A 13,252-nucleotide genomic window follows, 5' to 3' on the forward strand; every position below is an offset into this window, starting at 1 on the left:
TTCCTGAAATTTTAGAAATTTCTGCGCCTCGCCGGTTTTGGTTGTTTTATTTACTACTTTTAAAGCGTAAAGCGCTTTAAAATGGCTTTTGCGCATCGCAGAGCGGTTTTTACATTACCATTTTTAAAGCTCAAAGTGCCTTAAAAGCGAGCTAGTTTTTATTTATCGCGATCTCCACACTTTCGCGAGCCATTTTAAGCGTTAAATGCTTTGAGGTGCCATAAAGCGCTACAAAGTGCCGTTATACATAGCATGTATCGTGAATTCGCATCGCCGCGCCGTATCGCGCTTTCGCACTGTCGCGCCTTCAAAAAAATCGCGCTAAATTTGCGCACAGGCACCGCATTGCTGTTTCTGCACTGCACCCATTCGCATCTTCGCGCTACCGATAAAAATCGCGATTCGCTTTGCACTTTCGCCGCCGCACTGCCATATCGCCGAACAAAAATCACACTAAATTTACACACAGGCACTGTGATGCTACCTTGCCGCGGCGTTATTCCGCTACACTGCAACTCGGCATAAGCAACGCCGCAGATAAAAATCGCGCTTTCATCGTCGCGTCGGCCGCGACGATGAAAGAAAATGCGATCCGCCTCGCACCTCTGTCGCTGCGTCGTGCCGTACAACGCATTGCTCCTGCGCCGCACCACTAAATAAAATCACGCCGCCGTATTGAAATGCAGCAGATAAAAATCGCACTAAAATTTACGCGCGAATTAGCGTTTGGATTTACACCCTGCATGGCAAAAATGTAAAATTTAACGTAAAATTTTGCGCTAAATTTTACGTTTTACTCCGCTGCGACCTCCCAAACGGTGCCGCTAGGCGTATCCATCACTTCGATCTTCATATTCGTAAGGCGCGTCCTGATGGCATCTGCGCTCGCAAAGTCCTTTTCTGCCTTCGCCTGCGCACGCTGTTTTATCAGCTCCTCGATCTGCGCCCTTTGCTGCTCGCTCACGCCGAAGCGAAAGTATTCGGTCTCATCCTCATATAAAATTCCAAGGGTCTGCTTCGCAAACTCTAAATTTGCGGCGATCTGAGCCTTTAGCGCCTTGTCTTTGGGCGCTCGATCGAGCGCTTCGTTCGCGCCTGCTACGAAGCTATCGAGCACCGCAAGCGCGCCCGAGGTGTTGAGATCATCGCTTAAAAACTCCATCATCTCCGATCTAAATTTAGCCTCCGCAGCAGGCAGCTCGGACGCTGAATTTTTAAGCTTGGATTTCGACGCCGCGCCCAGGCTTAAATTTTGAGATCCGCTCGAAGCTAAATTTTGCCCTGCAGCGGGAGCTAAAACGTCACGGACACGCTTTTTAAGGCGGTAAATTTTATCGAGCCTCTTTTTACTTGCAAGCAGATCGGTCACCGAATAATTAAAATTTGCCCTGTAATGCGAGCTTAAGAGATAAAATCTCAGCGCCTCGCCTGGAGCGATTTTTAGGGCGTCTCCTACAAAAAAGGAGTTGCCGAGGCTCTTGCTCATCTTTTCGTTATTTACCTGCACGAAGCCATTGTGAAGCCAGTATTTGCTTAGCGCTCTATGACTGGCGCAGCGGCACTGCGCGGCTTCATTTTCGTGATGAGGGAAGAGTAGATCGGCACCGCCTGCGTGAATGTCTATGCAAAATTGCGGATCGCCGCTATCAAGGTGCGCTAAAATCATTGCAACGCACTCGCTGTGCCAGCCCGGGCGCCCTTTGCCAAACGGGCTATCAAACCAATTCTCGTCAAATTTCCACAGCACGAAGTCCTTCTCGTCGTGCTTGGCATCGTTCGAAGCGACGCGGGCGATGTTTTTGCCGGCGCCCTCTTTTTTGCCGCTAAGGCTTAGATAATCCCCGTCCTTGTGCGTGTCGAAGTAGATGCCGTCACCCGCGATCTCGTAAGCAAAGCCTTTTTGAAGAAGCGAGGATATGAGCTCGCAGATCGCGACGATATTTTCGGTCGCTTTAGGCGAAATACTCGCGTCCGCGACGTTTAGCGCGCTCATATCCTGCAAATATCTGCGGGTGTAAAACTCCGTGATCTCCCCCAGACTCTTGCCGGTTTCCGCCATCTTTTTTAAAATTTTATCGTCGATGTCGGTGAAATTTCGCGCAAATTTAACCTCATATCCCTCCGCTTGCAGCACGCGCCGCAGCAGATCGAAGCTCACGGCGCTTTTTGCGTGGCCTAGATGCGCGTCGTCATAGACGGTCGGACCGCAGGCGTAAATGCGCGCCAACCCCTCGCTAATGGGCTTAAACGGGAGCTTCTTTTTGCTCAAACTATCATAAATTACCATAATACAAGCCTTTTAAAATGTATAAAATCGCCGCTTCGCCCGCACAAAGCGCCGCGATCGCAATAATTTTTTTTGCGCGGATTATAGCCAAAAAGTTATTAAATCCAAAAAAATAGAGATTAAAGCCGAGCAGAAACGCCCCCGTTATCGTGCTTGCAAACGCAAGCCCCACCGCTCCGAACGGTTTAAAAAACAGCGCGCACAAAGCGACGTTTATAAAGACGCACCAGATCGAAATTTTCGCGCTTAGCTTCTGCTTCATATTCGCATACAGCCAGTGCGAAAAAATCCTAGATAGCCCGAACGGCACGAGCCCTACCATATACGCGCCGAGAACCGCGGCGCATTCAATGGAATTTTGGCGTGTAAATTCTCCGCGCTCAAACAGCAGCTGCGTGATCTCGTTTCGCAGCATCACGCCGCCTATCGCAGAGAGCCCGAGCAGCGCCAAAAGGAAGTAAAATCCGCGCTGCACGAGCGCCAGAGCCTGCGCGTCGTCGTGAGCTTTTACGAATTTGCTCATGCGCGGAAAGATCGCCGTGCTAAGCGCGATCGCAAAAAGCGCGAGCGGCAGCTGAAATATGCGGTTGGCATAGTATAGATAGCTGATACTACCGCTAGCAAGGAAGCTCGCAAAAAAGGTATCAATAAACGAGCTTAGCTGAAGCGCCGACGCACCGAGCACGCCCGCGAAAAAATTTTTATAAAAGCCCTGCGTCTGCGGTTTATCGCCTCGTGCAAGCCGCGCAAAGCCGCCGGTTAAGACGCGTAGCATACCGGTAAATTTTAGCGCATAAACATGCACCGCAAGCTGCAAAAGTCCGCCTGCTACGACGCCGAAGCTAAGATAGAGCACCGCCGTGGCGCCGTCCTTGCCGCGAGCCAGCAGAAGCGCCGCGATCATCGCTAAATTTAAAAGCGCGGTCGAAAACGCCGTCGTAGCGAAGTGATCGCGATACTGAAGCAGCGAGGCAAAGAGCGTAACGACGAAAATGAATGTAAGGTAGAAAAAATTTATCCGCACGTATGGCACGGCAAGACCGATCTGCTCGGCGCTAAATCCGTATGCCAAAACTTTGGTAAAAACGGGCGCGGCAAGCAGCACGAGTGCCGTCAAAAGCGCGATGAAAATGCTAAATTTAATAAGCACCGCTGCGGCGAAAATTCCTTTTTTGCGCGCGGCTGTAAAACTAGGCAAAAACGCCTGCGTAAAGGCTCCCTCGCCGAAGAGTCTGCGAAAAAGATTGGGTAGTTTAAACGCTACGAAAAACAGATCGCTGTAAATCCCCGCGCCCAAAACCGATGCGGTAAGCAGGTCGCGCACGAAACCCAAAACCCGCGAAACCAGCGTGCCTACGCTATTTGTAAAAAAGCCTCTGAGCATAAATCTCCATTAAATTTTATAAAATGCCAAGGTTGATTATATTATAATTTCCCCTATTTTTTGATTTTGGAGAGAAATTTTTGCGGAATTTAGCCTTTTCACTCGAAAGCTCGGGCGGGAAAAATACCTTATCGCTACGCGGGCAGTGGAACTACAAAAGCTCGCGCTCCCAGCTACTTGCACTAAAAAAAGCGGTAAAAAATTTAAACGAGCTGGAGCTAAGCTTAAGCGAAATTTCAAATTTAGACTATTTCATGGCGCTGATGATCAAAAACGCCCTTGCCGGCAAGCGGGTTAGCCTTGTGGAGGATGGCAGCAAAGCTGCCAAAATTTTAAGCTTTATGGATGATAAAACGATCGATTTTAGCTACGTACCCGAGTCTCGTAGGCTAAATTTTTTAGCGCAGATCGGACTTTATTGCCATCTTGGAATTCTAGGCTTGCTAAGCCTTGCAAGCTTTTTGGGCGAGTTTTTCTCCAAACTCGCAGCTTTTATAATTCATCCGATGAAATTCCGCTTCAAAGAAACCGTAAATTTCATCAAAGATAGCGGCATAGACGCGCTTTTCATAGTCTCATTGACGGCATTTTTGATAGGTATCGTGCTTGCTTACATAGGCTCTGATATGCTTTCTAAATTTGGTGCTAGCATCTATATCATCGATATAATGGGTGCTTTGACGCTCCGTGAAGTAGCGCCTCTAATCGCCGCCATTGTCATAGCGGGTCGCTCGGCTTCGAGCTTTACGGCGCAGATCGGCGTGATGAAGATCACAGAAGAGATCGATGCGATGAGGACGATGGGCTTTGATCCGTTTTATTTTCTTGCGATGCCGCGCATTATCGCGATGGTACTAATCATGCCGCTAGTCATTTTTATCGCAGATTCGGTAAGTATTTTTGCTCAGATGATCGTGTGTGACGCGTATTTAGACATAGCCTTTAGCGATTATTTGGATAGATTTAAGGCTTCTGTAGAGCTTAGGCATTTTTTAGTAGGTATGATTAAAGCGCCGTTTTTCGGGGCATTCATTGCTATCATCGGCTGCATGCGGGGTTTTGAGGTTAAAGGAAATACCCAAAGCATCGGCGAATACACCACCATTAGCGTCGTAAACGCGATATTTTGGGTTATCGCGATCGACGCGGTATTCGCGGTTCTGTTTTCGGAAATCGGGCTATGAGCGAGCAAGTGCAATCCGGCGAAAGCGCTAAAATTATAGTCGCGCGCGATGTTACTACCGCGTACGGATCGCGCGTTATGCACGATAGCGTGAGCTTTAGCGTCAAAAAGGGCGAAATTTACGGCTTTTTAGGCGGTAGCGGTAGCGGCAAAACGACGTTAATGAAAACGCTCATATTTTTAAAACGCCCGCAAAGCGGCGAGATTAAAATTTTCGGGCGCGATATTTGGCGCGCGAACGAGGCGGAACAAAACGAGATCCGCCTAAAATGCGGCGTGATGTTTCAGTTCGGCGCGCTTTACAGCTCGATGAGCGTGCTCGAAAACGTAGGCGTGCTGCTGCGCGAATACTCTAAATTTAGCGAGCGCGAGATAGATGAGCTATCGATGTTTTGGATCCAAAAGGTAGGGCTTAAGAAGGAGGCTGCTGCGCTTAGCCCAAACGAGCTTAGCGGCGGTATGAAAAAGCGCGTGGCGCTGGCTCGCGCGCTAGCACTTAGTCCTGAAATTTTATTTTTGGACGAGCCGAACTCGGGGCTTGATCCGCTCAGCGCCAGAGCCCTTGATAGGCTTGTTTGCGAGCTTAGAGACAGCCTCGGCGTCACGGTCGTGATGGTGACGCACGATGTGGATAGTATCTTTGACATTTTGGATCGGTTTTTGATCGTGGATAATCAAAAAATCGCTTTTGAAGGAAATATCGAGGAGATTTCAAGCCTAGAGAATAACCCGCTCGAAGAGCTATTTAAGATGCGACAAAGAGATTAAACTTCGGAATTTACCGAGCCGAAATATGCATCGCGGCGGGTAAAATTTAGATAGGTAGGAGCTGAAATTTTAAAATAGCGGCGGGAAAATTTTAAATTTTAAACCTAGCGAGGAATTCCGGGATCCGCAGGGCTTAAATTTTTAAAATTTAGACCTTAGCGGCTCAATCGAAATTTTAAAATTTAAGCAGGTCGCATTTAAGGGCGCATTTATTGGATAGCGCATTAAATTTTAAAAATTTAGACCTTAGCGGCTCAATCGAAATTTTAAAATTTAGGCGGGTCGTATTTAAGGGCGCATTTATTGGATAGCGCATTAAATTTTAAAATTTAAACGAGCAAGCGGCGTTAAATTTAAACCGGGGCGGTAAAATTTTACGCTAAAATACGGCGCGACGATATTTTGAAATTTCAAAATGCACGCTAAGCTTTAAAATTTAAACTCAGATGATTCTGCGAATTTTGCGGCTATTTGAGAAAAGGCTAAGTTTTAAAATTTAAGCCCAAATGGCTATTTTAAGGCATATCGCAGGGCTTAAATTTTACGCTCTGAAATTTAGGAGAAAAGATTGGAAAATAGAACTTCATACACGATAGTAGGCGCATTTGTTATGATCTGCGTCGCGGCTCTTACGGCATTTATGTGGTGGATGCTTACTAAGACCGACCGCGGCGAGAGCTACCGCTCCTACTATATCCACACAAAAGAGCTTCCCGTAGGCATTAAGGAGAATTCCGAGGTTAAATTTATCGGCGTAAATGCGGGCATCATCAAAAGTATCGACTTTGCCGATATTGAAAATGCGATTATTGAGATTGAAATTTCGGTAAAAAGCAAACTGCCGATCTCGCAAGATAGCGTCGCCAAGGTAGAATCTCAAGGCATCAGCGGAATCGCGTTTATAAATATCACGAAAGGAAGTGGCAAGCTTTTCCCGCCGAATGATAAAAAGCCGATAATTGCGCTGGATAAAACGCTTCTTGATAAAATCGGCTCCAAAGCCGAAGTCATCACCGATAGCGTGAGTGAGATGATCTTTAAAATTAATGGGCTGTTGTCTAAGCAAAATACCGATAAAGTGGATAGAATTCTATCTTCGATGGATAAATTTAGCGCTGAGCTAAGTGATGAGAAAAAATTCCAAAGCTTAGACGCGCTGCTTGCTAACGTAAATACTCTCATAGCAAATTTAAACGAGCGCGAGAAGGAGCTGGACGCGCTGCTAGATAATCTAAACGCCTTTGCCGTGAGTGCTGCCAATCTATCGAATTCACTGGATAAAACCGCAGGCATCATCACTAAGCGTATCGATCGCGGCGAGTACAATCTAAAAGCAATCTTGGATCCTACACTTGAGGAGGCAAAAAACACTCTTGGCGAGCTAAAAAAATCGCTTAGAGAATTCCAAGGCGCGATGTTTAGGCTAGAGGACAATCCTTACGATTTCTTTTTCAAAGACACTTCTAAAAGCGCGGATCGCGACGATAAAAAGGAATAAAGATGAAAAATTTTATAAAGTTTACGCTTGCTGCGACGCTGGCGGCGATATTTTTAGGCGGCTGCTTAGCCAAGCAGGCTAAGCCATACACCTACTACGAGCTACGTTATGATCAAAAGCGCTGCGTAAATCCTAGCGGTGCACGTAAAAATATCTTTATTGACACCATCACGGCGACAGATCTCGTCGATAGGCGGGATATTTTAATAGTGGATTTTAGAAACCGAACGCGGTTCGCAAGCGACGCCAAATTTATCACTATGCCTAGCGAGATGGTATATAAGGCACTGCTGGATGCGGCATTTTCCACCTGCTCGCTAAATCCGATCTTCGTGCCAAAAGAGCGGGATTTGCGCCTAAAAACCAGTATCGTAGCGCTTCAGGTCAATAACGATCAAGCAACCGTCACGATGGGGTATGAAATTTTGAATTCTTTAGAAAGCATAAAATCAGGCATCGTCACTAAGCGCGTTTTCGTGCCTGATCCTAGCTCGCAAAGCATTTATAATGCCCTAAATTTAGCGCTTAATGAGAGCATAAACGAAATTTTAAAGGCTCTTAGATGATAGCAGCGATCGAAGGAATTATCACGCGCAAAGAGCCCACTGCTTGCGTCATTAAATGCGCTAGCGGCGTGAGCTACGCTCTTTCATTGTCATTAAATACCTCCGCGAAGCTCACGCAGGGCAAGCTGACCGAGCTTGCGTGCGTGCAAATTCTGCGCGAGGATGCCGATTTGCTGTATGGGTTTTTAGACGAGAGTGAAAAAAGGATGTTTGAAACCCTAATCAAGCTTAGCGGCATCGGCGCAAGCACGGCGATGGCAGTTTGTTCGACGCTCGCTCCGCAGGATTTCGCGCGTTGCGTAGCTACGGGGGATGCTGCGACGCTAACTTCAGTTCCAGGTATCGGCCCAAAGACCGCTAGACGGATCATTGCCGAACTAGGCGATGCAAAGCTAATGGAATTCGGTCCTAGCGAGACTTATAAAAACGAAGCGGCGTCCGCGCTACAAAGCCTTGGATTTAAGCGCGATAAGATCAATCAAATTTTAGCGGGCTGCAGCAGCACGAATACGTCAGATCTTGTCAAAGAGGCGTTAAAAAAATTAGCGTAGAAAATAAAATTTGAAGGAAAACAATGAAATTTGGCTTAGTTTTTGGAGCTCAGAGCTACGAGCACGAAGTAAGTATCATCTCGGCAATTGCCGTCAAAAATGCCCTAAAAGGCTGGGACTTGGAGTTTGTATTTTGCGATAAAAATCGTAAATTTTACCGCATCGATGATAAAAATATGCGCGCGGCATATTTTAAGCAGGGCGGCTATGCTAAAGCAAAAGAGCTTAGTATCGGTGCGGGCGGATTTTTTGAGAGCGGAATGTTTAGCAAAAGCATGCTAGAAGTCGGCACATATATCAATCTAATCCACGGCTGCGACGGCGAGGATGGCAAAATGGCAGCGCTATTTGAGTTTTTTGGCATCCCTTACATCGGACCTCGTATCGAAGCTAGCGTGCTAAGCTATAATAAAATTTTAACCAAGCACTTAGCCGCAATCGCAAATGTAAAAACCCTGCCGTATGAGATCGTAAATCGTACTAGTCTGCCTAATTTTAATTTTCCGATCATCGTTAAGCCCGCTCATTTGGGCTCTAGCATCGGAATTTCGATAGCCAAGAACGAAAGCGAGTTTAGCTACGCGCTGGATCAGGCTTTTGAGCTGGACGACAGCGCGATCGTAGAGCCATACTGGGAAAACGTAAAGGAATTCAATCTCGCAGGCGCTAAAATAGACGGCAAAATCGTATTTTCAAACATCGAAGAGCCGAAAAAAGAGGGCTATTTAAATTTCGATCGTAAATATTTGGATTTTTCGCGTAGTGGCGCGATCGAGCCCGCTCGTCCTGGCGCTTTGCTAGAGGGCAAGATGAAAGATGCCTTTACGCGGCTTTATAACGCAGGATCATTCGATGGCGCGCTAATTCGCTGCGATTTTTTTGAAAAAGAGGGTGAAATTTATCTAAACGAGATAAATCCAAACCCAGGCAGCCTCGCAAACTACCTATTTGATGATTTCTCCGAGGTTTTAGCAGCTCTTGCTTCGTCGCTGCCGCCGATGAGACAGATCCCCGTAAGCTACGAGCTGATCGCCAAAATCACCGCTAATAAATAGCCAATCGTTTAAAATTTTACGCTAAATTTTGCGTAAAATTTTACCCCAAAGGTCAAGTCATGATAAATCAAGACGAAATTTACACCGCTACCGAGATCGTGCGCAACTTCAGCACTGTTTTAAACAAGATCAAAAATCAAGAGATCAAAAAAGCCCTGATCGTCAAAAATAACAAATTCGAAGCCGTGATGATCAGTATGAGCGAGTTTGAGCGGCTCGAAAAAGCAGTCGAGCTACTCAAGGCCGTTTACGCCAAAAGGAGCGGCGGTGGCGAGTAAGGAGCTCGTCTGCGGCGGCGAGAGCTACAAAATCAGCTACGAAATTTCAAATTTGCAGCGTGCCGAATATATTTTGGTGCTGCACGGCTGGGGCGCAAACAAAGCGCTTATGTCTAGGGTTTTTTCGGATAAATTCCGCCGTTACGCGATAGTGTGCGTCGATCTGCCGGGATTTGGCGCTAGCTCGCAGCCCGCGCGCGCCCTTGGCAGCAAGGATTACGCAGAGATTATACGCGCCTTTATCGCAGCCTTCGGCAAGCAGCCCGCGGCGATCATGGGGCACAGCTTCGGCGGCAAGATCGCCGCGTTGCTGGCTCCGCGCAATCTCATACTGCTAAGCAGTGCCGGTATCATCGAACCCAAGCCCTTTGCCGTGCGCGCTAAAATCGCGATTTTTAAAATTTTAAAAAGACTCGGACTGGCGGGGCTTTGGCGCGCGTTTGCGAGCAAGGATGCCGCAGGTATGAGCAAGACGATGTATGAGACGCTAAAAAACGTCGTAAATGAGGACTTTCGCGATATTTTTTCCGCGCTAAGCCCGCAAAATGCGCTCATCTTTTGGGGCAAGGACGATCGCGCCACCAGCCTAAAAAGCGGCGAGTTGATCCACTCGCTCGTCAAAAATAGTAAATTTTATCCGCTGGCGGGGGATCACTTTTTCTTTTTGCAGAGCGCGGGTTTTATCGGCGAGCAGATCGAAAAGGAGCTTGGCAGCAGCTAAATTTAACGATTTGGCGCTGCTAAGTTTAAAACAAAACGCGATTCGGTGTAAATTTTAAAATTTAGCGGCGCGATTTTAGCGGCGCACCGCTAAAATCGCGCTTTAGATATAAAAACAGATCGTGCGAAAAGCGAGGTGGCAGCGAGTGCATTTTAAAATGCGGCGCTTTAATACGGCTCACCCCGCGTTATAAAATTTTGCAATCTGTTTGCGTCAAAGATCGCAAGCCAAAGCGTAAATTTAAATTATAAAGCCGCGTGCGTATGCGACATATATTTAAAATTTAGCGGCGTAAAATACGCTCTTTGGGCGCGTAGTATAAAACGCAAAGCTCAAATTGCGGCGCGCCTCGTTAAATTTTAAAATTTTACGCCGTGGCGGGTCGTTTCCGCTCTGCGCCCGCAATTACGGCAGCCGTATATGATGCGGCGAAACCGCGCGTGTGTATCGCAAAGCGGACGATTAAATTTAGTCCATAACCGCGTCATGTATTCGCCGCGACAGAAGGCCTATGTACCGCAAATAATGCAAATCATCGCGCGAGATAGGGCGCGATGTCGCAAGATACGCATCGTGCGAAAATTTCAGGTCGCGGAGAGATGAACGCGGAGCGGTATCGAAAACGCAGACGGCGCGCGGCAGCAGTAAATTTATCTAGCACGGCTCGTGCGGCCAACATGAGAGCGTGAATTTGCGAGCACGCGAATTTTGTAAAACTAGAATTTGCTAAGCGAGAATTCGTAAAATTTACAAATGAAGCCGAATGCCGGTTAGCCCGAGCTCGCCGCGTTTTTGCCCGCACAGGCTCGCAAGGCGGGCGCGTAAATTTATAAAAAGGAATTTTAAAAGATGAATATAATATTTTTGATCGCGCACGCGGCATTCATCCTGATGCTCGGCTTTTATCTGATCACCTGCCTGCAGTGGTTTTCGTATAAGCCTGCGCGCATCATCTTTCACTTCACCAAACCCGCGTGGCACCTCTATTTTTTGATTTTGCCACTAGCGGCGTATTTTGGCTGCGAGATCGCGGCGAGCCTCTGCGCGGCTAAATTCGGCGCCGCGTCCCTGCGCGCCCTGCACGCCGCCAAAATTCTAATCGTCGCGGTCTATGCGCTAGCGCTTTATTTTTGGCAAAGAGGGCTTGATAAAAAGCTCGTCTTTACGCCGCGCGTGAAGCGATTTTTCGCGATTTTGGCGGTTTGTGTGTTTAGCTTTAATGCCGCGTTTTATGCCGCGGGGGGTCCGATTTTGCCGATCTTTTTACCGCTTGGCGCGGGCCTTGCGGCGAGTTTTGCTTACGAGCGAGCGCAGGCTACGAAATTTAAGGCCGCCGCACGCAAAAAACTAGCCCAGATGCCCTCGCTTACGATCATTCAGATCACCGCGAGCTACGGCAAGACGAGCATTAAAAACTTCTTGTATCAAATTTTAAAAAATGACTTTCGCTGCTACAAGACGCCGCGCTCGGTAAACACGCTAGCGGGGCTCGTGCGCGACATAAACGAGGCGCTACCCGCAGATACGCAGATCTACATCGCCGAGGCGGGCGCCAGGCTAAGCGGCGACATCGCCGAGATCACCGAGTTTTTGGCGCCGCAGATCGTCGTCGTGGGCGAGATCGGCGCGCAACACATCGAGTATTTCAAAAGCATCGAAAACATCCGTAAAACCAAGCTCGAAGCGCTAACAAGCGCGCGGCTAAAGCATGCGTTTTTACACAGCTGCACGCAAAAAAGCCCGAGCGAGCGCATCACGATCTACGACGAGGGGCTGGAAATTTGCGGCGCGGATCTGGACGGAATAAAATTTAGCCTTAGCTTGAGCGATGATGAAAGCGGTGCTAGCGGCGAGAATTCTACGCTGCGTGCAGACACATCCGCCGCAGGTGGCGAAGGGCAGGGCGATTTAAGCTTAGATGCAGGCAGTGCGGCATGTGCGGAAAAAGACAAAAATTCTAAAAATTACGGCGCCGATTTTGACGATGCAAATTCCATGTCCCGCACCGAACGGAGCGAGCAAGAATTTTACGAACAAGCCGCCCGCGCCGCTAGCGACGATAAAATTTGCAGCGACAAAGAGCGGGACACGCAAGAAGCTTTGAGTGAGCGTAAAATTTTAAACGGGCGTAGCGAACAAGGAAAGAGATATGAGTTTTTCGCGCCGATTTTGGGTAAATTTAACGCCGCAAATCTCGCCGCGTGCATAAAGATCGCGCGATTTTTAGGGCTTAGCGCAGATAAAATCAAAAGCCGCGTCGCGCACGTCGGCGCCGTCGAACACCGCCTCGCGCGGCTCGATGCGGGCGGCAAAATCATCATCGACGATAGTTTTAACGGCAATCTAAGCGGCATGCTGCAAAGCTACGAGCTGATGCGAAGCTACGGCGGGCGCAAGGTCATCATCACGCCGGGCATCGTCGAGAGCACGCGCGGGGACAACGAGACGCTGGCTGCTAAGATCGATGAAATTTTTGATCTCGCGATCATCACGGGCGAGCTAAATTCCGAGGTGCTGCAAAGCAGGATCGATCCAGCAAAGACTATCGTTTTGAAAGACAAGCGCGATTTGCAGCGGGTTTTGAGCGAAAATACGCACAGCGGCGATCTGATTTTATTTTCAAACGACGCGCCGAGCTTTATTTAAGCGGCTTTGACGGCACGGCTTGCTCTGCTTGGCGGCATACGGCGCGATTTAGCAGGCGTGTTTTTAAGCAAAAGGTTTTGAGCGGGTGCGGCGAGCGATTTAAACGCGATCTATCTGGCGATTAGTTTGAGCTGCATCGCGATCTGTTTAAATAAAAGTCCTGTGCGGCTAAATTTCGGCGCGCCGTTATCAAATCGTAATCTCGCGCGCAATTAAATTTACGATCAAATTTAAAGGAAAGCTATGGATCTACGAGAAAATATGCTAGGGCAGCTGCGGGCGTTAAGCGAAGAATAGTTGGCGCATTTTTCGCAG

The 13,252-nt window shown here is 48.0% G+C and carries 11 protein-coding genes; 9 read left to right on the top strand and 2 right to left on the bottom strand.

All coding sequences use genetic code 11. The features are described 5' to 3' along the window. Positions 1 to 793: 793 nt before the first annotated feature. Both cysS and murJ read right to left on the bottom strand, forming a co-directional pair. Positions 794 to 2,287, bottom strand: coding sequence for a cysteine--tRNA ligase (cysS, locus tag Q0605_RS11195; protein ID WP_298706932.1), 1,494 nt, complete (start codon positions 2,285 to 2,287; stop codon positions 794 to 796). Continuing rightward, on the bottom strand, positions 2,274 to 3,671 hold the full coding sequence (murJ, locus tag Q0605_RS11200) for a murein biosynthesis integral membrane protein MurJ (RefSeq protein WP_298706933.1): 1,398 nt from the start codon (positions 3,669 to 3,671) through the stop codon (positions 2,274 to 2,276). The genes cysS and murJ overlap by 14 nt, the downstream gene beginning before the upstream one ends. Before the next feature lie 80 nt (positions 3,672 to 3,751). Here murJ and Q0605_RS11205 point away from each other — a divergent pair, with 80 nt between their 5' ends. From Q0605_RS11205 to Q0605_RS11245, 9 genes are all read left to right on the top strand, one after another. Next, the gene (locus Q0605_RS11205) at positions 3,752 to 4,855 is read left to right on the top strand and encodes an ABC transporter permease (RefSeq protein WP_298706934.1); all 1,104 of its coding nucleotides are present in this window, start codon (positions 3,752 to 3,754) and stop codon (positions 4,853 to 4,855) included. Next, on the top strand, positions 4,852 to 5,622 hold the full coding sequence (locus Q0605_RS11210; RefSeq protein ID WP_298706935.1) for an ATP-binding cassette domain-containing protein: 771 nt from the start codon (positions 4,852 to 4,854) through the stop codon (positions 5,620 to 5,622). Before Q0605_RS11205 ends, Q0605_RS11210 begins: the two co-directional genes overlap by 4 nt. A 568-nt stretch (positions 5,623 to 6,190) precedes the next feature. Continuing rightward, entirely contained in the window at positions 6,191 to 7,120 is a 930-nt protein-coding gene (locus tag Q0605_RS11215; protein ID WP_005870376.1) for an MlaD family protein, read from the top strand. Positions 7,121 to 7,122: 2 nt separating this feature from the next. Further along, positions 7,123 to 7,686 carry a hypothetical protein gene (locus Q0605_RS11220; protein WP_297917038.1) on the top strand — a complete coding sequence of 188 codons (564 nt, stop codon included), beginning with the start codon at positions 7,123 to 7,125 and terminating at the stop codon, positions 7,684 to 7,686. Continuing rightward, positions 7,683 to 8,237, top strand: a complete 555-nt coding sequence (gene ruvA / locus Q0605_RS11225; RefSeq protein WP_298706936.1) for a Holliday junction branch migration protein RuvA — start codon at positions 7,683 to 7,685, stop codon at positions 8,235 to 8,237. Before Q0605_RS11220 ends, ruvA begins: the two co-directional genes overlap by 4 nt. Before the next feature lie 23 nt (positions 8,238 to 8,260). Then, the gene (locus Q0605_RS11230; RefSeq protein ID WP_298706937.1) at positions 8,261 to 9,292 is read left to right on the top strand and encodes a D-alanine--D-alanine ligase; all 1,032 of its coding nucleotides are present in this window, start codon (positions 8,261 to 8,263) and stop codon (positions 9,290 to 9,292) included. A 59-nt stretch (positions 9,293 to 9,351) separates the two neighbouring features. Next, positions 9,352 to 9,570, top strand: a complete 219-nt coding sequence (locus Q0605_RS11235) for a type II toxin-antitoxin system Phd/YefM family antitoxin (RefSeq protein WP_177389042.1) — start codon at positions 9,352 to 9,354, stop codon at positions 9,568 to 9,570. After that, on the top strand, positions 9,560 to 10,291 hold the full coding sequence (locus tag Q0605_RS11240) for an alpha/beta fold hydrolase (RefSeq protein ID WP_298706938.1): 732 nt from the start codon (positions 9,560 to 9,562) through the stop codon (positions 10,289 to 10,291). Before Q0605_RS11235 ends, Q0605_RS11240 begins: the two co-directional genes overlap by 11 nt. A gap of 849 nt (positions 10,292 to 11,140) precedes the next feature. Continuing rightward, positions 11,141 to 12,937, top strand: coding sequence for a Mur ligase family protein (locus tag Q0605_RS11245; protein WP_298706939.1), 1,797 nt, complete (start codon positions 11,141 to 11,143; stop codon positions 12,935 to 12,937). Positions 12,938 to 13,252: the final 315 nt, after the last annotated feature.

This window comes from uncultured Campylobacter sp. (assembly GCF_938017705.1).
Lineage (GTDB): Bacteria > Campylobacterota > Campylobacteria > Campylobacterales > Campylobacteraceae > Campylobacter_B.